Source organism: Brevibacterium sp. LAARM2_SD2 (genome assembly GCF_057364785.1).
This window is the reverse complement of sequence record NZ_JBNFOM010000011.1, coordinates 73,114-93,846: the sequence shown is the minus strand read 5'-3', so window position 1 is coordinate 93,846 and position 20,733 is coordinate 73,114. Positions and strand designations below refer to the sequence as shown.

The window sequence follows — 20,733 nt, the reverse complement described above, 5'->3', positions numbered from 1 at the left end:
CCGACTTGCGAAGGATTCTTTTCACATGCCGCAGACCCGACCCGTAGCCGTCATCGTCCTGGCCGCCGGCCAGGGCACCCGGATGAAGTCGGCACTGCCGAAGGTCATGCACCCCATCGGCGGTCGCTCCCTCCTCCACCACGCGATCGCCGCGGCGGCGGGGACCTCTCCCGACCACCTCGTCGTCGTCGTCCGGCACGAGCGCGACCAGCTCGTCGCCCACCTCGAGGATCTCTCGATCACTTCGACGCGCACCGTCCTCGTCGCCGACCAGGACGAGGTGCCCGGCACCGGACGCGCCACCGAATGCGCGCTCACCCAGCTGCCCGCCGACCTCGACGGCACCGTCGTCGTCACCTACGGCGACGTGCCGCTGCTGACGACGGAGACGATCACCGGCCTCGTCGAGGTCCACGAAGGCGAGCGCAATGCCGTCACCGTCCTCTCCGCCGAGGTGGGCGACCCCACCGGCTACGGACGCATCGTCCGCGACGGCGCCGGCAACCTCCTGCGCATCGTCGAGCAGAAGGACGCCACCGAGGCCGAGCGCGCGATCCACGAGATCAACTCCGGCATCTACGCCTTCGACGCCGCCGCCCTGCGGACGGGCCTGTCGTCCCTGACGACCGACAACGCCCAGGGCGAGAAGTACCTCACCGACGTCGTCGCCGTCTCCCATGACGCCGGCCTGCCCGTCGCGGCGACCGCCACCGACGACCTCTGGCAGGTCGAGGGCGCGAACGACCGCGTCCAGCTCGCGCAGCTGGGCAAGGAACTCAACCGCCGCACCTGCGAGAAGTGGATGCGCGCGGGCGTGTCGATCATCGACCCGGACACGACGTGGATCGACGTCGACGTCTCCCTCGGCCAGGACGTCACGCTCCTGCCCGGAGTCCAGCTCCTCGGCGCCACCGACATCGGGGACGGCGCCGTCGTCGGCCCCGATTCGACGCTCAAGGACACCGAGGTGGGGGCCGGAGCCCAGGTCGTGCGCACGCATTCGGAGCTCGCGATCGTCGGCCCCGGAGCCAGCGTCGGACCGTTCGCCTACCTGCGTCCGGGGACCAACCTCGGCGCTGACGGGAAGATCGGCACGTTCGTCGAGACGAAGAACGCGGAGATCGGACCCGGGGCGAAGGTGCCCCACCTCTCCTACGTCGGCGATGCGGAGATCGGGGAGGGCACGAACATCGGCGCCGCCTCGGTGTTCGTCAACTACGACGGCGTCGCCAAGCACCGCACGACGGTCGGCAAGCATGCACGGATGGGCTCGGACAACATGTACGTCGCTCCTGTGACGGTGGGCGACGGCGCCTACTCGGGTGCCGGCACCGTCGTGCGCAAGGATGTCCCTGCAGGGGCGCTCGCCATCAATGTGGCACCGCAGCGCAACCTGGAGGGCTGGGTTGAAGCCAATCGCCCCGGCACGCCCGCAGCGCGGGCCGCCGAGGCCGCATCCGAGGGGGAGCGGATCAGTGAATGAGATAACGACGGCGGGCGACAAGAAGCTCGTTCTGGTCAGCGGGCGGGCGAACCCCGAACTCGCTGAGCAGGTCGCGGAGAACCTGGGGACGGAACTGCTCCCCACCGACATCTACAACTTCGCCAACGGCGAGATCTACGTCCGGTTCTCCGAGTCGGTGCGCGGCTGCGACGTCTTCGTCCTCCAGTCGCACAGCGCTCCCATCAACGAATGGCTGATGGAGCAGCTCATCATGGTCGACGCCCTCAAGCGCGCCTCGGCGAAGCGGATCACGGTCATCGCACCGTTCTTCCCCTACGCGCGCCAGGACAAGAAGCACCGCGGCCGTGAGCCGATCTCCGCGCGCCTCGTTGCCGACCTCTACAAGACGGCCGGCGCCGACCGCATCATCACCGTCGACCTCCACACCGCGCAGATCCAGGGCTACTTCGACGGTCCCGTCGACCACCTCATCGCGATGCCGATCCTCGCCGGGTACGTCAAGGACAAGTACCCCGGCGACCTCGCCGTCGTCTCGCCCGATGCCGGCCGCATCAAGGTCGCGGAGAACTGGTCGAACGCGCTCGGCGGCGTGCCGCTGGCCTTCATCCACAAGACCCGCGACATCACCGGCCGAACGAGACGAAGGCCAACCGCGTCGTCGGTGAGGTCGAGGGCCGCACGTGCGTGCTCGTCGACGACATGATCGACACCGGCGGCACGATCGTCCAGGCCGCCGACGCCTGCATGGCGGCCGGCGCGAAGAACGTCATCGTCGTCTCGACCCACGCCGTCTTCTCCGGACCCGCCGTCGAGCGCCTCGAGAACTCCGTTGCCGAGGAGGTCATCGTCACGAACACGCTGCCGCTGACCGAGGACAAGCTCTTCGACAAGCTCACGGTGCTCTCGATCGCCCCGCTCATCGCCCGCGCCGTCCACGAGGTCTTCGAGGACGGGTCGGTGACGAGCCTCTTCGAGGTCTGAGCTCCCGCACCTGCGAACGCACCCTTGCCGCCGGCGGGGGTGCGTTCGGTATTCACCGACCGGTTTCTGCGGTCGTCGTGCTGCCGTCGGCATGCTGCGGTCGGCATGCTGGGTTCGGCAGGCTGCAGTCGGGGCGGCTGAGCGGCCAGCGGGGCGCTCGGGCGTTCTACACTGAGGAGTGAGCCGAGGAAGGGAGCCGTGACGATGTCGACCCACGACTACAACCGCTACCGGGTGGACGTCGCCGGAGGACAGCTCTCCGTCGGCGTCTGGGAGCCGGTCTCCGCCGAACCCGGGCCCGTGCCCACCGTCTGCGTCATCCACGGGATCACCTCGAACCACCTCTTCTTCGCCGGTCTCGTCCCGCTCCTGCCCGGTGTCCGCATCATCGGTCCCGACCTGCGCGGACGGGCCGACTCCCGGCTCCTCGGGGCTCCCTTCGGGATGCTCGCGCATGCCGAGGACGTGCTCGCAGCGATCAACACGTTCTCCGATTCGAGTGTCGTCACCCTCGTCGGCCATTCGATGGGCGGCTTCGTCGCGATGACCCTGGCCGGTCTGCCGGCCGCCCTCGACAGCGATGGCCGGGAGGCCGCCGAGGCGACCGTCCGCTTCCGCGGCCCTGTCCTCATCGACGGGGGACTTCCCCTCCCGCTCGCCCTGCCGGGTGCGGGGGAGGACCCGGCGTCCGCCGAGGGCTCCGACCGTGACGGCGACGATGGGCTCAACGCCGCGCTCGACACCGACGATCTCATCGCCGCGGTCCTCGGCCCGGCCGCCGAGCGGCTGTCGATGAGCTTCGACACCGTCGAGGAGTACCTCGCGTTCTTCGCCGCCCACCCCGCCTTCGTCGACGTCTCGACACGGTCGCGACCGAGAGCTTCGTCTACGACCTCGCGGCGAAGGACGACGACACGTTCCAGCCCTCGACGTCGGTCGAGGCGATGCAGGCCGACTCCGCGGACATGTACACAGGGACGGCCTACCCCGCAGCACTCGCGGCAGTGATGGGCGATGACGAACGCCAGGCCGACGTGACGTTCCTCTGCGCCGAACGCGACCTCGTCGCCGCCGAACCGGGACTCTACCCGCCCGCGGTCGTCGCGGGATTCGCCGAGGAGTGGCCGCGGATGCGGATCGTCGAGGTGCCGGGCACGAACCACTACGACATCCTGCTCACTCCCGAGGGCATCGAGGCGTGCGTGAGTGCGGTGACCTCGCGACTTGGAGCAGCCTCGGAGGGTGCCGTAGAATAGTCGGGTTGCCTCGGCGAGGGAAGCGGCTCTGCTTCCGTGATCGACGCGGTCCTGACCCACTCCTGCGGTGCCCGGCACCCGAGTGCGGCTGGCTGTTTCGCCGTGGTGCATGAGCAATCACCACGAAGGAGAGAAAATGGCTGACTTCAAACTCATCGCCGAACCCCGTGACGAATTCGGCAAGGGCGCAGCACGGCGCATCCGCCGCGCCGGTCGCATCCCCGCGGTCGTCTACGGCCACGGCGGCGACCCCGTCCACGTCTCGCTCGACGGCCACGCCACGATGATGGCCCTCAAGCACGCCAACGCGCTGCTCGAGATCGAGAGCACCGACGGATCGAAGAACGTCCTCGCGATCGCCCGCGACGTCCAGATCGAGCCCGTCCGCCGCGACATCGAGCACGTCGACCTCATCATCGTCAAGCGCGGTGAGAAGATCGAGGTCGACGTCCCCGTCCACGTCATCGGCGACGCCGCGCCCGGCACCATGGTCTCGCAGGTCGAGTCGACGCTCGCCGTCCTCGCCGACGCGACCAAGCTGCCCGAGCTCTTCGAGGTCAACGTCGAAGGCCGCCCGGCCGGCGAGCACATCCTCGCCGACCAGGTCGAGCTGCCCTCCGGCGTCGAACTCGTCGCCGACCCCGAGCTGCTCATCGTCAACATCTCCGAAGAGGTCGAGATGGACACCGAGTCCGACGCCGACGAGACCACCGACGAGGAGACCACGGACGAGGAGTCGACCGACGAGGCCGCTTCCGAGGACGAGTCCTCCGACGAGGAGTGACCGCGTTGGTCTGACCGCGCTGGTCTGAGACCGGCCACCGTCTAGTGAGTCGCTGATTCGGCGGGCCGCCACCATGGCGCCGCCGAACTGCATAGTGTGGGACGTGTTGGAGTGAGCGGACGCGGCCGGACTAGCGCGTCGCGTCGGTTCGGACGTGTGCGCAGCTGGCCGCTGCACGGTTCGCCGAGGCGGCGGGGGACGAATGAGGAGAGGACTGCGATGAGCAGCGAACCATGGCTGGTCTTCGGACTCGGCAATCCGGGCCCGGAGTACGCGGCGACCCGGCACAACATCGGTCAGATGGTCGTCGGCGACCTCGCCCAGCGGTGCGGGATCACCCTCAAGCGGACGAAGATGGCGGCGAACGCGGGAACCGGGCGGCTGCCGCACGGCCGCGTGCCCGGCGTCCCCGGCCCACGGGTCGTGCTGGCCACCTCGACGGGGTACATGAACAACTCCGGCGGCCCGGTCCGCCGACTCGCCGACTTCTACGGCATCGACCCCGACCGCATCATCGCCGTCCATGACGACGTCGACCTGCCCTTCGACACGATCAAGGCGAAGATCGGCGGGGGAGAGGGCGGCCACAACGGCCTGCGGTCGATGACCTCGTCGCTGGGCACGAAGGACTACGTGCGCATTCGCGCGGGCGTCGGCCGCCCGCCCGGACGCCAGGACACCGCCGACTACGTGCTCCGGCCCTTCTCGAAGGATGAGCGCACCACGCTGCCGATCTTCGTCTCCGACGTCGCCGACGCCGTCGAGATGCTCATCATCGACGGCCTGCTGCCCGTTCAGGAGAAGTTCCACGCCCGCAGCTGAACCGGGGCCGCGCAACGGGCGGACCGCCTCGGCGAGGTCGGTTCAGATCTGCGCGGACACCGCGCTCACGCCGACAGGACCGTTCACGGCAGCCGGACCACTCACGCCGTCGTGCGCGAGCCCTGCCTGCGGTGGATGAGCCACGCGGCGAGGACGCCGCCGATGAAGCCGAAGAGATGACCCTGCCACGAGACGCCGTTGGCCTGCGGGAGCATCCCGAAGACGAGGGAGGCCCCGTAGGTGATGAAGATGAAGAACCCGATCGTGAAGTAGATGATCTTGCGGAGGACGTCGTCGGTGAACCACGTCCGCACCGCGAGGTAGCCGAAGTAGCCGAAGACGATCCCCGAGGCGCCGACGATGTACGTCCCCGGCATCGTCGTCAGCCACGCCCCGACCCCGGCGACGACCGCGGTGACCGCCGTGACGAGCCAGAAGCGGCGTGCGCCCTCGGCGGCGATGAAGAGGCCGAGGACGAGGAATGGGAACGTGTTGGCGAGCAGATGCCCGAACCCGGCGTGGAGGAGCGGGGAGGTGATGACGCCGTAGAGCGAGATCGGATTCAGGCCTGGAGACCGAGGAGGTCGAGGTCGGCGGGCAGGATCGCATCGACGATCTCGATGATCCACATGAGGGCGAGGAGGACGAAGACCGGCGCGAACCGTGAGAGTCCGCCGCCGCGGCCGACCGCCGATCTGACGCGGTCTCGCAGCGACGGCTGGGCTCCCACCTGGGGCTGGGCGGGAGACGGTGAGTCGGTGCCGAAGAGGAGGCGGGACTCCTCGGCGGTGAAGCGGGGGGATTCGTCGGAGCTCATGTCCCGATTATCCAAGACGAAGTTTGGAGAACACCCAGAGACACCCGTGTGCGGAGGCAATCGTGACCGTTCCGTCACTGACCGTCCAGGGTCCGGGAGTGCGGTCATTGCCTGACCCCGCCGAGGCGGTTCGCTGTGAGCAGTGACCCTGAACTGGGCGTGGGGTGTGAGCCCGGGATCCGACCCAGTGCGCCGGCGGCGAACAGCAGGGTCCCGTGTCCGTGGGGTGGCCTAGAATTGTGGGGTGCTCACCGGACTCGATCTCACGCTGCAGAACCCCGCCGTCACGGAACTCGTCGAAGCCATGGGCGACCCGGCGACGACGCACGGCACCATCGACGCGATCCGCGGACTGTGGCCCTCGATCCTGCGCCGGACGGTGACCGCGGGCGAGGTCACCTCCCCGCAGCTCATCGTCACCGCCACGACCCGCGAAGCCGAGGACCTCGCGCGGTCGCTGGCCGACTGGGTCCCCGCGGAGTCGATCGCCGTCTTCCCGAGCTGGGAGACGCTGCCGCATGAGAAGCTCTCACCCCGGTCGGACACCGTGGGCCAGCGCCTCGAGATCCTCCGCCGCCTCGCCCACCCCAAGCCCGGCCGCGGTCTCACCTTCGTCATCGCCCCCGTGCGCGCGTTCCTCCAGCCCTTGGCCAAGGGCCTCGGCGAGATCCCGCCGATCGAGGTCGCCGTCGGCGACGAGACCGACATCGAGGAGCTCTCCGCCCGCCTCACCGAACTCGCGTACACGCGCGTCGACATGGTCTCCCGTCGCGGCGAGTACGCGGTGCGCGGCGGCATCGTCGACATCTTCCCGCCGACGGCCGATCACGCCCTGCGCATCGAGTTCTTCGGCGACGAGGTCGATGAGATCCGCGAGTTCGCCGTCACCGATCAGCGGTCGATCGCCGCCGAGGCCGACGCCGAGCCCCTGCGCCTCTCGGCACCCCCGGTCCGCGAACTCCTCCTCACCGACTCCGTGCGGGCACGCGCCGCCGAGCTCGCCCCGACCCTGCCGGCGGCTGCCGACATGCTCGAGAAGATCGCCGCCGGCATCGCCGTCGAGGGCATGGAGTCGCTCACTGCGGTCCTCGCCGACGGCATGGAGCCGCTCATCGCGCTCCTGCCGGCGGGCACGAAGATCATCATCGCCGAACCCGAGCGCGTGCGGGCGCGCGCGGCCGACCTCGTCGTGACGACGAACGAGTTCCTCGAAGCCGCGTGGTCGGGGGCCGCCGGCGGCGGTGAGACGCCCATCGACCTCTCCGCGGCGACGTTCCGCACAGTCGACGAGATGCGCGAGGGCGCCGAACTCATCGGGCTCGCGTGGTGGGAGATCGGGGGCTTCGCCGCCGACGCCGAGATCGCCGCTCCCGGTGACAACATCTTCTCCCTCCCGGCCCGACCCCCGAAGGGCTACGCCGGGGACGTCGAGGCGATCCTCGCCGATGTCAGGGGCCTCATCCACGACCAGTGGCGGATCCTCGTCCTCACCGAGGGCCAGGGACCGGGCAAGCGCATGGTCGAGGTGTTCTCCGAGGCCGGCATCCCCGCGACCTTCGTCGACGACCCCACCGATGTGCCCCCGGCGCTGGTGACGGTGACGACGGCCGCGCCGTTCGGCGGCTTCGTCTTCGACGACCTCAAACTCGCCGTGCTCACCGAAGCCGACGTCCTCGGTCGCGCCGCCGCCACCTCGACGCGGGACATGCGCCGACTGCCGACCCGTCGCAAGCGCAACCAGGTCGACCCGCTCAACCTCGCCCCCGGCGACTTCGTCGTCCACGAACAGCACGGGGTCGGCCGGTTCGTCGAGATGACCCAGCGGACGACGGGCAAGGGCGCGGCGAAGCACACCCGCGAATACCTCATCATCGAATACGCGCCCGCCAAACGCGGGCAGCCCGGTGACCGCCTCTTCGTCCCCAGCGACGCCCTCGACCAGGTCAGCCGCTACGTCGGCGGGGAGAACCCGAGCCTCAACAAGATGGGCGGCGCCGACTGGCAGACGACGAAGGCGAAGGCCCGCAAGGCCGTCAAGGAGATCGCCGGGGAGCTCGTGCGCCTCTACTCCGCACGCCAGGCCACCGTCGGCCACGCGTACGGACCCGACACCCCGTGGCAGCGCGAACTCGAGGACGCCTTCCACTACGTCGAGACCGGCGATCAGCTCACGACGATCGACGAGGTCAAGGCCGACATGGAGAAGTCCATGCCGATGGACCGTCTGATCTGCGGCGACGTCGGCTACGGCAAGACGGAGATCGCCGTGCGTGCGGCCTTCAAAGCGATTCAGGACGGCAAGCAGGTCGCCGTCCTCGTCCCGACGACCCTGCTCGTCCAACAGCATTTCGAGACCTTCGCCGAACGCTATGCGGGATTCCCCGTCACCGTCGGGGCGCTCTCGCGGTTCCAGACGAAGGCGGAATCGGAGAAGGTCGTCGCCGACCTCGCCGACGGCAAGCTCGACCTCGTCATCGGCACCCACCGCCTGCTCAGCGGCGAGGTGCGGTTCAAGAACCTCGGACTCGTCATCATCGACGAGGAGCAGCGCTTCGGCGTCGAGCACAAGGAGACGCTCAAGGCGATGCGGACCAACGTCGACGTCCTCGCGATGTCGGCGACCCCGATCCCGCGCACCCTGGAGATGGCGGTCACCGGCATCCGGGAGATGTCGACGCTCGCGACCCCGCCGGAGGAGCGCCACCCCGTCCTCACCTACGTCGGGAAGTACGAGGACCAGCAGGTCAAGGCCGCGATCCGGCGAGAGCTCATGCGCGAGGGCCAGGTCTTCTTCATCCACAACCGGGTCAAGGACATCGAGGCCGTCGCCGCGCATCTCGCCGAACTCGTCCCCGAGGCGCGCATCGCGATCGCCCACGGCAAGATGAACGAGAACCGGCTCGAACAGGTCATCGTCGACTTCTGGGAGAAGAAGTACGACGTCCTCGTGTGCACGACGATCGTCGAGACCGGCATCGACATCGCGAACGCGAACACGCTCATCATCGACCACGCCGACCGGTTCGGCCTCTCCCAGCTCCACCAGCTGCGCGGACGGGTCGGCCGCGGTCGCGAACGCGCGTACGCGTACTTCCTCTACCCGCCCGACACCCAGCTCACCGAGACCGCACTCGACCGTCTCACGACACTGGCCGCGCACACCGAGCTCGTGCGGGCATGCAGGTGGCGATGAAGGACCTGGAGATCCGCGGAGCCGGCAACCTCCTCGGCGGTCAGCAGTCGGGCCATATCGAAGGGGTCGGCTTCGACCTCTACGTCCGCCTCGTCGGGGAGGCCGTCGCGAACTTCCGCGGCGAGGACACCGAACCGGAAGCGGACATGCGCATCGAACTGCCCGTCGACGCGCACCTGCCCGCCGACTACGTCGACCACGAACGGCTGCGCCTCGAGGCGTACCGGAAGCTCGCGGCGGCGGCGAACGAGGACGAACTCCAGGAGGTCCTCGACGAACTCGTCGACCGCTACGGTCCCTATCCTGAGGCCGTCGGGGTTCTCGCCGATGTCGCCCGACTGCGCATCCGCGCCCGGGCCTCCGGTGTCAGCGACATCGTCGTCCAGGGCAATTTCGTCCGCTTCGGACCCGTCGAACTCGAGGACTCCCAGCTCGTGCGGCTCAAGCGCCTCTACCCGAAGTCCCTGCTCAAACCCGCCATCCGCTCGGTCCTCGTGCCCAAGCCGATGGCCGGTGACGGGTTCGGGGCCAAGGAGATGACGGACTCGGACATCCTCCGCTGGGCCCACCAGTTCCTCGACGCGATCGTGCCCGCCGCACCCGCCGAGGTCGTCCCCTCCGACGTCGTCGACGCGGGGGTGTGAGGCGGCCGTGGACGAGAACGCGGGGGTCATGGCCGAGCGCTTGGACGGTGCCGTCGAGGCGATGGCGGTGCTGCGCGCACGGTGCCCGTGGTCGTCCGAGCAGGACCATCGGAGCCTCATGCGGTACGCCCGGGAGGAGACCGAGGAGCTCATCGAGGCCCTCGAGGATCTCACCGCCGACCCGTCGCCGGGCAACCGCGACCACGTCGTCGACGAACTCGGTGACGTCCTCTACCAGATCCTCTTCCATGCCGCGCTCCTCGACGAGAGCGGCGGAAGCGACTACGGGACGACGCTCACAGACGTCATCGAGCGGCTCGAGGCCAAACTCATCCGCCGGCACCCGCTGACCTTCGACGGTCAGGGGCGCAGCGGACCCGTGCCGGCACTGGCCGACGTCGAGAGGGAGTACCGTCGGATCAAAGCCGCAGAGCGCGCACAGAAAGCCGCAGAGCGCGCACAGAAAGCCGCAGAGCGCGCACAGACGGCGGCAGCCGCAGACGCGGCACCACCAGCAGAGAGGGACGCAGAGTGAGCTTGGACAGGATCGACATCGAGGGCACCTTCAACTTCCGCGACCTCGGCGGGGCACCGGTGACCGGGGGAGCAGCGACAGCCGGGGCCATCGCCGGGGCGGCCGGCGCATCGTCGGTGGCGACCGGTCGGGTGTTCCGCGCCGACGGCCTCGCCCAGCTCACCGACCGGTCCCGGGAGGAGCTCGCCCGCCTCGGGATCACGACGGTGCTCGACCTGCGCGACATCGGCGAGCGGGCCAAGCACCCCGATGCGCTCGAGGGCCTCGACGTCGACTACATCGCCCTGCCGGTCTTCGAGGACAAGTTCTTCCCGGCCGCCCCGCTGTCGCAGGAGGAGATGATCGAATTCGCCGAGACCACGGGGATCGACCTCAGCGACCGGTCCCTGCGCCGCATCTACGACTACCTCATCGCCCACTTCGGTCCCCGGCTCGCCCTCGCCGTCGACACCGTCGCCGATCGCTGCGAGACCGGCGTCGTCTTCCACTGCTCGGCCGGCAAGGACCGCACCGGTCTCGTCGCGGCCTTCGTCCTCGCCCTCCTCGGGGTCGACCGGGACGACATCCTCGACGACTACACGGCCACGGAGGACCACCTCGGCGGATCCTTCCTCGAGAGCATCAGGCGCAACTATTCCGATGCCGGCATCTCCGGCAACCTCGCCGAGGCGGCGACCTCGGCCCCGCGCGACCTGCTGGCGGGGATACTGACCTCCCTCGATCGGACGTACGGCAACGATGCGGTGGAGAAGTACCTGCTCGAGAACGGCATGGATCCGCAGACTCCGGCGCGGCTGCGTGAACGGCTCCTGCAGGTCAGCGACGGGCAGGCGGCGTAGGCCCGGTTTCACGCATCGATCGGGGCCGGGCGGTGCCCGGTTGTGCACTAAGCTTGCGGGCAGGCACATGTTTCCCATGTGACACCGACTGCTAAGGAGTAATCAGTGGCTGAGATCGTTGCCGCAAAACGCCCGTGAAATCTTGGATTCCCGGGGCAACCCCACCGTCGAGGTGGAAGTGCTCTTGGCCGACGAGTCCGTCGGTCGCGCGGGAGTGCCCTCCGGCGCCTCCACCGGTGAGTTCGAGGCCGTCGAGCTGCGTGACGGCGATCCCGAGCGTTACCTCGGCAAGGGCGTGACGAACGCCGTCGAAGCCGTCATCGATGAGATCCACGAGGCCATCGTCGGCCTCGAAAGCGATGATCAGCGCCTCGTCGACCAGGCGCTCATCGACCTCGACGGGACGGAGAACAAGTCCCGCCTCGGCGCGAATGCGATCCTCGGAACCTCGCTGGCCGTGGCCCGTGCGGCAGCGGTGTCGGCCGATCTCCCGCTCTACCGGTACCTCGGCGGCCCGAACGCCCACGTCATGCCGGTGCCGATGATGAACATCCTCAACGGCGGATCGCATGCCGACTCGAACGTCGACATCCAGGAATTCATGATCGCCCCGATCGGTGCGGCGAGCTTCCACGAAGCGCTGCAGTGGAGCGTCGAGGTCTACCACGCGCTCAAGGGCGTGCTCAAGGAGCGCGGCCTCTCCACCGGGCTCGGCGACGAGGGCGGCTTCGCACCGAACCTCGAGTCGAACGCCGCGGCCCTCGACCTCATCCTCGAGGCCATCGAGATCGCCGGTCACCGTCCGGGCCGTGACATCGCGCTCGCCCTCGACGTCGCGTCCTCGGAGTTCTTCAAGGACGGCGCCTACGAGTTCGAAGGCGAGAAGAAGTCGGCCGAGGACATGGCCGCCTACTACGAGGACCTGCTGAGCAAGTACCCGCTCGTCTCGATCGAGGACCCGCTCGACGAGAACGACTGGGAGGGCTGGGCGAAGCTCACCGCCGCGATCGGGTCGAAGGTCCAGCTCGTCGGCGACGACCTCTTCGTCACCAACCCGGAGCGCCTCGAGCGCGGCATCGACAACGACACCGCGAACTCGCTGCTCGTCAAGGTCAACCAGATCGGCACGCTCACCGAGACCCTCGACGCCGTCGAGCTCGCGCAGACGCACGGCTACACGACGATGATCTCGCACCGGTCCGGGGAGACCGAGGACACGACGATCGCCGACCTCGCCGTGGCGACCAACGCCGGTCAGATCAAGGCGGGCGCGCCGCTCGGTCCGAGCGCGTCGCGAAGTACAACCAGCTGCTGCGCATCGAAGAGCAGCTCGGCGATGCCGCCCGCTACGCCGGCAAGCGCGCCTTCCCGCGCTTCGAAGCCTGAGGGGCTGGGCCGGCAGATTCCTGTCGGCGGGTCGCACCCACACCGAGGCGGGGGCCGAGTGATCGTTCGCGGTCACCCGGCCCCCGCCTCGGCGCTTGAAGGATTCTCCTCCCGCCAGGGACATCACGCATAACCCTGCGCTCGGCCCACTGCCCTGGGCTCGGTCCACCTCCCGGAACTCTGTGCACCACCCGGAGTTCTACGCACAACCCTGGGCGGTTCGTCCACCGTGCCCGTCCATGCACACCCCGTGGCTCGCCATCCCACCCGCGGAGCGCGACACCCTCCCCGTCCTGGGGTTGTTCATGCCGCTGAGCATGAGGGCAGGGGGAGTGCCCTCACGCTCAGCGGCTGCCCGATACGCCGCCGAGGTGACACCTCACCCCGCGCCGGCGGCACCCACGCCCTCCCCGGCGGCACCTCACCCCGCCGAGGCGGCGGACGCGGACGCCATGACGACGTGCTTGATCTCGTTGAACTTCGCCTCTTCGAAGAGTTCCTTCCAGCTGATGCGAATGACCCGCCACCCGCGCTCGCGCAGCCACTGCTCACGGCGGCGCTCCTTCTCGAGCTCCTCGCGGGGTACGCCGGATCCGAGGTAGAGCTTGCCGATTCCGTCGACCTCGACGATGAGCCGCGCGCCCTTGTGGCAGAAGTCGACGCGGATGTCGGGCCTCTGCCGCTCGGTCGGGAACGTCACTTGGGGCACCATCCCGACGATGCCGTGCTGGTAGAAGCGGACGGCGGCGATCGATTCTCCGGGCGATTCGCGACGTCCGTCGGCGAGGTCGAGGGCGCGCTCGACCCGCTTCGTGTTCCGCTTCTCGACCGCCTGCGCGACGACGGCGCGGATCCTCTCCAGCGTCGTCAGTGAGCGCCGGAGGGCGTCGTCGATCATCGCCACCGAGATCTCGAGACTGTACGTGCGGGCGACGTCGACGAGGGTGCGCTCGAGCGTCGTCACCCGCATCCCGCCCACGCGCTGCCAGTGCGCAGCGGGAATCGTCGTGCCGCGGACGTGGAGGCTCGGGTACCGGCGGTTGACGCCGGGACGCACGACTTCGACCTGGTGCGTGACCGGGTAGGCGACCGGCAGACCGTGGACGAGGGCGGCCGAGATGTGGGAGACGACCTCGACGTCGACCCCTGACTGCGCCTCGCGGTTCGGGTGGTCGGTCGTCTCGTCCGCACCGGAATCCCCGGATCCCACCGCGCCCGAATCCCCGGTATCAGTCGCCGAGGCGGTCCTCGCGTTCCGTCGCTGGAACTGGAGTTCGCGCCTGGCCATGACCTTGGCGCTGAGTTCGTTGATCGCGTCGCGATTGTCGCCATGCTCGACGAGCTCGTCATGCGTTCTCTCCGCGATGCCCGCCCAGAGCGGGCGATGACGCTCGACCGTGCAGACGCGCCTGGCCACATAGACCCCGCGCGAGAGTCGGAGCAGACAGCATGTGCGAGCGAATCGGATGTCCTCGTGGGTGAAGCCGAGCCGGTTGAGTTCCTGGGTCGTCAGTATTCGGTACATGGATACAAAGTGCATCAAACGTCAGTAAAGCGCAATAGAAACTTCCCGTCCTGTGGATAACTCTGGGGATGGCGTGTGGGCGGCTGTGGATAACGAGGGCGGGCGGGCGCGCAGTGGCAGGGGCGGGGTGAGGATGCGCGGGCGGGACGGGGGAGCGCTGCTGCTGGTCCGGAGCGGGGCGCGGTCGGCGGGCGGTTTCTCGCATCCCGCCCGTGGAGCGGCACAGACAACCCGTGCACGCGGTGGATCTGCGGCTCAGGGTTGTGCGCAGAGAGTTCCGCGGTGTTCGTGCAGCTGCGGGTTGTGCGTGGGCCTGCGGGTTGTCGCGCAGGCAGCTTGCGGGTCGTACGTGGGCTCACGGGTTGTGCGTGCGCTTGCGGGTCGTCGGTGAATCTGCGCGGTGTGTGAATCGCGGCTTGAGCCCGGTTGCTAATCGTCGCCACCGTCCCGCTCGCACCCACCTCGGAGGCCTGCCCGCGCTCGAGGATTCCCGCAGAGGCTCCCACGCCATCGCGACGCCTGCGGAATCCCCGACACCGAACACGCCACGGCGTGGAAATCCCGGCTCGCCCCGATGCGACCAGGCAGACTTATCTGTGTTGCGGCTGCCTTCCCAATCCCCGGCCGCAGAGGAAGAGTCATGGTTCCGAGCAAACCGAGAAGAACTGCCCCGAAGACGGCTCCCGGCAAGGCCGCTCCTCGGCGACGCCCGAAACCCGTCGTCGAGGCGACCGCGAGCCGTGATGCGCGCGGCCGCCGGATGTCCTGGCAGGCCGGAGTCTTCCTTGCCGTCATCGCCATCGTGCTCGTGACGTTCCTCCCCTCGATCAACTCCGCGCTCAAGCAGGCGCAGCAGATCGCTGCGCTGAACAACGAGATCGACTCCACCCGCTCCGAGGTCGAGGCGCTGCGGGAGAAGAACGAGAATCTCAAGGATCCGACCTACATCGCCCGCAAGGCCAGGGAGGACCAGTACTACGTCGAAGAGGGCAAGAACGCTGTCATCGTCACCAACCAGGACTCGGAAGACGATGACGATTCGGACACAACGCGCCCACAGCGCAGCCAAGCCTGGTACCTTGAGTTGCTGGAGTCGATCGAGGAGGTCGGCAATTCGAGCAACACGACGGGAACGGACTGATGATCACAGAGTGCACCGAGGCGGACTTCGCAACGCTGAAGGAGCAGCTCGGACGCATTCCCCGCGGGGTCGTCGGCATCGCCGCCCGCAGCACCACCGGTGAGCCCCTCGTCGTCGCGACCGCCCCGCGCCTCGAGGACGGCACCCCCTTCCCGACGACCTTCTACCTCACCCACCCGGCCTACGTCGCCGAGTCCTCCCGCCTCGAAGCGGCGGGGATCATGGCCGAATGGACCGCGGAGCTCGGCGCCGACGACGAGCTCGCCGCCGCCTATGCCCGGGCCCATGACTCCTATCTCGCCGTCCGGTCCGAGATCGGCCGCGCCGCCGGCATCGCCGAGGTCGAGGAGATCGCGGACTTCTCCGCCGGCGGCATGCCGACCCGGGTCAAGTGCCTTCACGCCCTCGTCGGCCACGCCCTGGCCGCCGGGCCCGGAGCCAACCCGATCGGCGACCGCGCGATCGGACTGATGACCGATGTTCCCACCCCTGCCGTCACCCCCGCCGAGGCGACCGCGGAGTCGATCCCGGGTGCGGGCTCGGAGACGGGGCAGGGATCCCCGGCCGCGGCGTCATCGGCCGACGCCGCCTCGCAGACGACGGACTAGGAGAGAACCATGCGCGTAGCCGCCTTCGACTGCGGAACCAATTCGCTGCGCCTGCTCGTCGCCGACATCGATGAGGCCGGCACGATGACCGAGCTCCTCCGCGAGACCCGCATCGTCCGCCTCGGCCAGGGAGTCGACGCCACGGGGGAGTTCGCCCCCGAAGCGCTCGAGCGCACCTTCGCCGTGACACAGGAGTACGCCGATGCCGCCGCAGAGTTCGCACCGGAGAAGATCCGCTTCGTCGCCACCTCGGCGAGCCGGGACGTGAAGAACCGGGACGAGTTCTTCGCCGGGATCTTCGCGATCCTCGGCGTCGTCCCCGACGTCATCACCGGCGATGAGGAGGCCCACCTCTCCTTCCTCGGCGCGACGGCGGGCCGCAGCGCCTCCGAGGGCCCCTTCCTCGTCATGGACCTCGGCGGGGGATCGACGGAGCTCGTCCTCGGCACCGAGGCCGTCGAGTCCGCGGTGAGCATGGACATCGGATCGGTGCGCCTGACCGAGCGCCACATGAGCACCGATCAGCCCGACGACGGCCAGGTCCGCGCCGCCGTGACCGACATCGATGAGCACCTCGATCGCGCCGCCGAGGTGGTCGACCTGGCCGCGGCCCGCACCTTCATCGGCGTCGCCGGGACCGTGACGACCCTGACCGCCGGCATCCTCGACCTCGACAGCTACCAGCGCGAGCGCATCCACGGGGCGAAGCTCACCGTCGCCGACGTCGAACGCCAGGTCGACGCGCTCCTCCGGATGGACCGTGAGGCCCGTGCCGCGCTGCCGTACATGCACCCCGGACGCGTCGACGTCATCGCCGCCGGCGGGCTGATCTTCGCCCGCGTCGTCGCCCGGGTCGCCGACGCCGTGCGCGCCGCGGGCGGCAAGCTCACCATCACCGTCTCCGAGACGGACATCCTCGACGGCATCGCCCTCGACCTCGCGTCATGACCGGGAGCAGCGCACCGCCGACGACGCGCACCGGGCGCCGACCCCGTGCGCTGACGAAGCTTGCGCTCATCGGCCTCGTCCTCGGACTCGTCGTCGGCACCGCGCAGCCGGCGCTGGCCGCCCCGAAGCCGGGGCCCGGGCAGTGGTTCATCGGCGACTACGGCATCGAAGAGCTGTGGAAGACGACGACGGGCAAGGGTGTCAAGGTCGCCGTCATCGACTCGGGTGTCAACAAGGACCACGAGGACCTCAAGGACGTCGTGACGGCCGCGAAGGACTTCAGCGGCCTCGGCAAGGACGGCACGACGCCGATCGGCGGCAAGGACACGATCCACCACGGCACCGCCGTGGCCGGCGTCATCGCCGGTCAGGGCGAGGGCGCCGGGCCGATCGGGGTGGCCCCGGACGCGGAGATCCTCTCCGCCTCGATGTGGCTCGGCCCCGACCGTCCCAAGGACTCTGGGTCGACGCGCGAGCAGGCGGCGGAGGCGATCCGCTGGTCCGTCGACAACGGCGCGAAGATCATCAACATGTCCCTGGGCTGGGACGACCCCGCGTGGCCGTCGAGCTGGGACGAGGCATTCAAGTACGCCTACGAGAAGGACGTCCTCGTCGTCGCCTGCGTCGGCAACGCCTCCCAGGGCGCAACCCAGGCGTGGTCGCCGTCGACGGTGCCCGGCGTCATCGGCGTCGGCGGACTCGGGAAGAACGGCCGGGTGCTCGACGCCTCGACGGCACCGGGCACCGCCGTCGACCTCATGGGCCCCGCCGCCGACATCCCCATCCCGTTCTACTCCGGCGGGTACGCCGAAGGCCAGGGCTGCTCGTTCGCCGCGCCCGTCGTCTCCGGGGTCGCCGCCCTGATCCGCGCGGACAACCCCGACCTCAGCGCCGACGAGGTGGCCGCGAAGCTGCTCTCGACCGCGAAGCCCGTGACCGGACACACGGGCCAGAGCACGGCCGACAAGCCCGACCCGACCGTCGGCTGGGGTCGGCTCGACCCGCAGGCGGCGATGGACTCCGATGTGCCGAAGACCGTGCCGAGCGCCGCCGACGATCTCGCCTCCTGGGTGACGATGCACCGGCGCGCCGAAGGCAGCGCAGCGGAGACCGAGACCGCCGCCCCCGCCGAGGGCGAACAGCCGAAGGCCGTCGCGCCGAAGGACGTCGTCGCCACCCAGTCGACGCCGACGCTCGGCTACGCCGCACTCGGCGTCGGCGGCGGCATCGGACTCATCCTCCTCGCCGTGGCAGCGATCGTCTTCGCCCGCCGGAAGCGGATGCGCAGGCGACTCGGCGAGCCGTGATACGCGTCTCATCTGGGACGTCGATGATGATTAGTGAAAGTTTTCACAAGGGCCTAGGATGGGGTCATGGCTCTCATCAGAAACTCGAAACTGCGTCCACGCATCCTCGTCGTCGGCGGCGGATACCTCGGTCTCGTCACGGCCCAGAATCTGCTGAAGAATCTCGGCCGCGGTGAAGCCACCGTGACCGTCATCGACCCCAACCCGTACATGACGTACCAGCCGTTCCTCCCCGAGGTGGCCGCCGGCTCGATCGAGCCCCGCCACGCCGTCGTGCCGTTGCGCCGCAATCTGCCCGGCGCCGAGGTCATCACCGGCAAGGTCACGTCGATCAACCACGCCGACAAGTTCGTCGTCGTCGAACCCGAGAACGATGAGCCGTTCGAACTCGACTACGACCACATCATCATGGCCGCCGGCTCCGTCGCCCGCACCCTGCCGATCCCCGGCCTCAAGGAGAACGCGATCGGCCTCAAGCGGATCGAAGAAGCCGTCGCGCTGCGCGACCACCTCCTCTCCCGCCTCGCCGACGCCGCCCTCATGGAGGACGACGACGAGCGTCGCAAGGCTCTCACCTTCGTCTTCGTCGGCGGCGGCTTCGCCGGCATCGAGCTCCTCGCCGAGCTCGAGGACGTCGTGCGCTCGGCGATCGCCCAGTACGAGACCCTCACCGAGGCCGACGTCCGCTTCGTCCTCGTCGAGGCCCTCGGCCGCGTCATGCCCGAGGTCGGCGAGGCACAGGCCCGCTGGGTCGTCGAGCACCTGCGCGAGCGCGGCATCGACGTCTACCTCGGGACGTTCCTCCAGGACTGCACCGACAAGCGCGTCAAGCTCTCGAACGGCGAGGAGTTCGACGCGGACACCATCGTGTGGTCGGCCGGCGTCAAGGCCAACCCCGTCCTCATCGACTCCGACCTGCCGATCGACGAGCGCGGCCGCGTGACCGTGCGCGCCGACCTCCGTGTCGAGGGCGAAGACGGCGTCGTCGAAGGGGCATGGGCCGCCGGTGACAATGCCGCGGTGCCCGACCTCTCCGGGGGCGGTGTCGGCGGCTACTGCGTGCCCAACGCCCAGCATGCGGTGCGTCAGGCGCCCGTGCTCGCCGCCAACGTGCTCGCCGCCCTGCGCGGAGAGACCGAGTTCAAGCAGTACTTCCACAAGACCATCGGATCGGTCGCCGGTCTCGGCCTCTACAAGGGCGTCTCACAGATGGGCGACTTCGAAGCCCGCGGTCTCCTCGCATGGCTCATGCACCGCGCCTACCACGGCTACGCGATCCCGAGCATCGACCGCAAGGTCAAGGTCTTCGGCAACTGGATCCTCAACTTCGTCCTCGGTCGCGACACCACGGAGCTCGTCGACCTCGACGTGCCCCGCAAGAGCTTCGTCGAGGCTGCGGAGTCGAAGCCGGTTCCCAAGAAGGAAGAGCCCGTCAAGGCCTGATCCTGACCGCGTCTGACGGATGAGAGTCCGCAGGCGAGACCGAAGCCCCGGGAGTGCGATCGCACTCCCGGGGCTTCGTCGTCGACAGGTGTCGGCGCCGAGGTTGTGATGAGGCCGTTATCGACCGACCGGCCCGGTCGCCCCGACCGCAGGCTACGGTGAGGAGATGAAGCGCACTACAGCCATCGTCAGCCTCGTCGCCGTGCTCGTCCTCAGCGGATGCACCCGGGGCGGTGAGGACACGTCGGCGCCGCAGCCGGGCCCCACCTCGGCGACGGAGGCCGGGAAGCCCGCCCCCACCGATGACGAGACGCTCGTCGACGAGGATTCCCTCCCGGTGGGGCACTGCGGAGTCGCTCCCGCACCGATGACCGACCAGGCGATCTACCAGGGCACGCAGGACACCGACTGCGACGAGGCGAGGACGGCACTGGAGGCACTGGCCCGCGGGGAGGGGGATGACTCCGAGCACGTCGCCGGGCACGGGACGATCGTCGACGGGTGGGAATGTCTCTTCCCGATGGACAGCGAGGTCGCCGACTACGACATCACGCTCTCGTGCGACAAGGACGAGCAGCGCTTCGTCGTGCGGCCGGCGAGCCTCGACGTGCCCGCGGGCTACCACGTCCTGCCGTGGGAGTACGAGGGGACGGCGACCGGCGCCGCGGGACTCTACTTCACGACGGAGTCCCGGAAGCACCACTGCAGCTTCCAGGAGGACCTGCTCGGGTGCGACAACCACAGCTTCCCCGAGGACCTGCCGCCTGTGACGTATCAGGGCCAGCAGCAGCAGCCGACGGCGATCGTCCTCACCTCCACGGGCGGGCCCCGCTTCGAGGCCTACGGCGATCCGACGTTCACACAGTTCTCCGATGCCGGGGAGTGGGGTGCGGACACCGCCGTCCTGCCCTACGGTGACCTCCTCATCGCCTACGGCATCGCCTGCACGACCGATGCGGACCGCGAAGTCGTGTGCACCAACGGTGACCACGGCTTCGCGATCTCCTCCCGGGACTATTCGCTCAGCTGAGGGTCAGAG

The 20,733-nt window shown here is 69.1% G+C and carries 15 protein-coding genes and 4 pseudogenes; 16 read left to right on the top strand and 3 right to left on the bottom strand.

Annotated features, from left to right (window positions below):
• Positions 1 to 25 precede the first annotated feature (25 nt).
• From glmU to pth, 6 genes and pseudogenes are all read left to right on the top strand, one after another.
• Positions 26 to 1,483: a bifunctional UDP-N-acetylglucosamine diphosphorylase/glucosamine-1-phosphate N-acetyltransferase GlmU gene (gene glmU / locus AC2W7K_RS09080; protein WP_137826788.1), complete on the top strand. Its 1,458-nt coding sequence runs from the start codon at positions 26 to 28 to the stop codon at positions 1,481 to 1,483.
• Positions 1,476 to 2,446 (top strand): annotated as a pseudogene (locus AC2W7K_RS09075) (ribose-phosphate diphosphokinase). Before glmU ends, AC2W7K_RS09075 begins: the two are co-directional and overlap by 8 nt.
• 204 nt (positions 2,447 to 2,650) lie before the next feature.
• Positions 2,651 to 3,454, top strand: coding sequence for an alpha/beta fold hydrolase (locus AC2W7K_RS09070; protein ID WP_486006027.1), 804 nt, complete (start codon positions 2,651 to 2,653; stop codon positions 3,452 to 3,454).
• The gene (locus AC2W7K_RS09065; protein ID WP_486006026.1) at positions 3,412 to 3,702 is read left to right on the top strand and encodes a hypothetical protein; all 291 of its coding nucleotides are present in this window, start codon (positions 3,412 to 3,414) and stop codon (positions 3,700 to 3,702) included. Before AC2W7K_RS09070 ends, AC2W7K_RS09065 begins: the two co-directional genes overlap by 43 nt.
• A 136-nt stretch (positions 3,703 to 3,838) precedes the next feature.
• The gene (locus AC2W7K_RS09060) at positions 3,839 to 4,486 is read left to right on the top strand and encodes a 50S ribosomal protein L25/general stress protein Ctc (protein ID WP_198498254.1); all 648 of its coding nucleotides are present in this window, start codon (positions 3,839 to 3,841) and stop codon (positions 4,484 to 4,486) included.
• 219 nt (positions 4,487 to 4,705) lie between these two features.
• Positions 4,706 to 5,308 (top strand): aminoacyl-tRNA hydrolase, encoded by a 603-nt coding sequence (gene pth, locus AC2W7K_RS09055; RefSeq protein WP_198498255.1) that lies wholly within the window; start codon positions 4,706 to 4,708, stop codon positions 5,306 to 5,308.
• A 101-nt stretch (positions 5,309 to 5,409) separates the two neighbouring features.
• On the opposite strand, the gene AC2W7K_RS09050 is transcribed toward pth, so the two are convergent.
• A complete protein-coding gene (locus AC2W7K_RS09050; RefSeq protein ID WP_486006025.1) occupies positions 5,410 to 5,937 on the bottom strand; it encodes a rhomboid family intramembrane serine protease in 528 nt (175 codons plus the stop codon).
• Entirely contained in the window at positions 5,871 to 6,125 is a 255-nt protein-coding gene (locus AC2W7K_RS09045; RefSeq protein ID WP_486006024.1) for a hypothetical protein, read from the bottom strand. Before AC2W7K_RS09045 ends, AC2W7K_RS09050 begins: the two co-directional genes overlap by 67 nt.
• Before the next feature lie 304 nt (positions 6,126 to 6,429).
• Here AC2W7K_RS09045 and mfd point away from each other — a divergent pair.
• From mfd to eno, 4 genes and pseudogenes are all read left to right on the top strand, one after another.
• Positions 6,430 to 9,962, top strand: a pseudogene (gene mfd / locus AC2W7K_RS09040) (transcription-repair coupling factor).
• 7 nt (positions 9,963 to 9,969) lie between these two features.
• Positions 9,970 to 10,497, top strand: a complete 528-nt coding sequence (locus AC2W7K_RS09035; protein WP_232623534.1) for a MazG nucleotide pyrophosphohydrolase domain-containing protein — start codon at positions 9,970 to 9,972, stop codon at positions 10,495 to 10,497.
• The gene (locus AC2W7K_RS09030; protein ID WP_198498258.1) at positions 10,494 to 11,336 is read left to right on the top strand and encodes a tyrosine-protein phosphatase; all 843 of its coding nucleotides are present in this window, start codon (positions 10,494 to 10,496) and stop codon (positions 11,334 to 11,336) included. Before AC2W7K_RS09035 ends, AC2W7K_RS09030 begins: the two co-directional genes overlap by 4 nt.
• A 109-nt stretch (positions 11,337 to 11,445) precedes the next feature.
• Positions 11,446 to 12,722, top strand: a pseudogene (eno, locus tag AC2W7K_RS09025) (phosphopyruvate hydratase).
• 421 nt (positions 12,723 to 13,143) lie between these two features.
• On the opposite strand, the gene AC2W7K_RS09020 reads toward eno, so the two are convergent.
• Positions 13,144 to 14,247 (bottom strand): DUF559 domain-containing protein, encoded by a 1,104-nt coding sequence (locus AC2W7K_RS09020; RefSeq protein ID WP_198498259.1) that lies wholly within the window; start codon positions 14,245 to 14,247, stop codon positions 13,144 to 13,146.
• A gap of 640 nt (positions 14,248 to 14,887) precedes the next feature.
• Here AC2W7K_RS09020 and AC2W7K_RS09015 point away from each other — a divergent pair.
• The 6 genes and pseudogenes from AC2W7K_RS09015 to AC2W7K_RS08990 all read left to right on the top strand — a co-directional run bounded on the left by AC2W7K_RS09015 (position 14,888) and on the right by AC2W7K_RS08990 (position 20,724).
• Positions 14,888 to 15,388, top strand: coding sequence for an FtsB family cell division protein (locus tag AC2W7K_RS09015; RefSeq protein ID WP_198498260.1), 501 nt, complete (start codon positions 14,888 to 14,890; stop codon positions 15,386 to 15,388).
• Positions 15,388 to 15,882: pseudogene (locus AC2W7K_RS09010) on the top strand (DUF501 domain-containing protein); the annotation flags it as partial. The gene AC2W7K_RS09015 and the pseudogene AC2W7K_RS09010, both read left to right, overlap by 1 nt.
• A 123-nt stretch (positions 15,883 to 16,005) precedes the next feature.
• Positions 16,006 to 16,944: a Ppx/GppA phosphatase family protein gene (locus AC2W7K_RS09005; RefSeq protein ID WP_198498261.1), complete on the top strand. Its 939-nt coding sequence runs from the start codon at positions 16,006 to 16,008 to the stop codon at positions 16,942 to 16,944.
• Positions 16,941 to 18,251, top strand: a complete 1,311-nt coding sequence (locus AC2W7K_RS09000) for a S8 family peptidase (protein ID WP_198498262.1) — start codon at positions 16,941 to 16,943, stop codon at positions 18,249 to 18,251. The genes AC2W7K_RS09005 and AC2W7K_RS09000 overlap by 4 nt, the downstream gene beginning before the upstream one ends.
• A 66-nt stretch (positions 18,252 to 18,317) precedes the next feature.
• Positions 18,318 to 19,694 carry an NAD(P)/FAD-dependent oxidoreductase gene (locus AC2W7K_RS08995; RefSeq protein WP_486006023.1) on the top strand — a complete coding sequence of 459 codons (1,377 nt, stop codon included), beginning with the start codon at positions 18,318 to 18,320 and terminating at the stop codon, positions 19,692 to 19,694.
• A 166-nt stretch (positions 19,695 to 19,860) separates the two neighbouring features.
• A complete protein-coding gene (locus tag AC2W7K_RS08990; protein ID WP_198498264.1) occupies positions 19,861 to 20,724 on the top strand; it encodes a hypothetical protein in 864 nt (287 codons plus the stop codon).
• The last annotated feature ends 9 nt before the right edge of the window (positions 20,725 to 20,733 follow it).

What these genes read in the sequence shown, in the direction of transcription:
- AC2W7K_RS08995 (WP_486006023.1), top strand. Translation starts at nt 18,318, where the DNA reads ATGGCTCTCATCAGAAACTCGAAACTGCGTCCACGCATCCTCGTCGTC.
- AC2W7K_RS09045 (WP_486006024.1), bottom strand. Translation starts at nt 6,125, where the DNA reads ATGAGCTCCGACGAATCCCCCCGCTTCACCGCCGAGGAGTCCCGCCTC.
- AC2W7K_RS08990 (WP_198498264.1), top strand. Translation starts at nt 19,861, where the DNA reads ATGAAGCGCACTACAGCCATCGTCAGCCTCGTCGCCGTGCTCGTCCTC.
- AC2W7K_RS09000 (WP_198498262.1), top strand. Translation starts at nt 16,941, where the DNA reads ATGACCGGGAGCAGCGCACCGCCGACGACGCGCACCGGGCGCCGACCC.
- pth (WP_198498255.1), top strand. Translation starts at nt 4,706, where the DNA reads ATGAGCAGCGAACCATGGCTGGTCTTCGGACTCGGCAATCCGGGCCCG.
- AC2W7K_RS09065 (WP_486006026.1), top strand. Translation starts at nt 3,412, where the DNA reads ATGTACACAGGGACGGCCTACCCCGCAGCACTCGCGGCAGTGATGGGC.
- AC2W7K_RS09005 (WP_198498261.1), top strand. Translation starts at nt 16,006, where the DNA reads ATGCGCGTAGCCGCCTTCGACTGCGGAACCAATTCGCTGCGCCTGCTC.
- glmU (WP_137826788.1), top strand. Translation starts at nt 26, where the DNA reads ATGCCGCAGACCCGACCCGTAGCCGTCATCGTCCTGGCCGCCGGCCAG.
- AC2W7K_RS09020 (WP_198498259.1), bottom strand. Translation starts at nt 14,247, where the DNA reads ATGTACCGAATACTGACGACCCAGGAACTCAACCGGCTCGGCTTCACC.
- AC2W7K_RS09015 (WP_198498260.1), top strand. Translation starts at nt 14,888, where the DNA reads ATGGTTCCGAGCAAACCGAGAAGAACTGCCCCGAAGACGGCTCCCGGC.
- AC2W7K_RS09060 (WP_198498254.1), top strand. Translation starts at nt 3,839, where the DNA reads ATGGCTGACTTCAAACTCATCGCCGAACCCCGTGACGAATTCGGCAAG.
- AC2W7K_RS09070 (WP_486006027.1), top strand. Translation starts at nt 2,651, where the DNA reads ATGTCGACCCACGACTACAACCGCTACCGGGTGGACGTCGCCGGAGGA.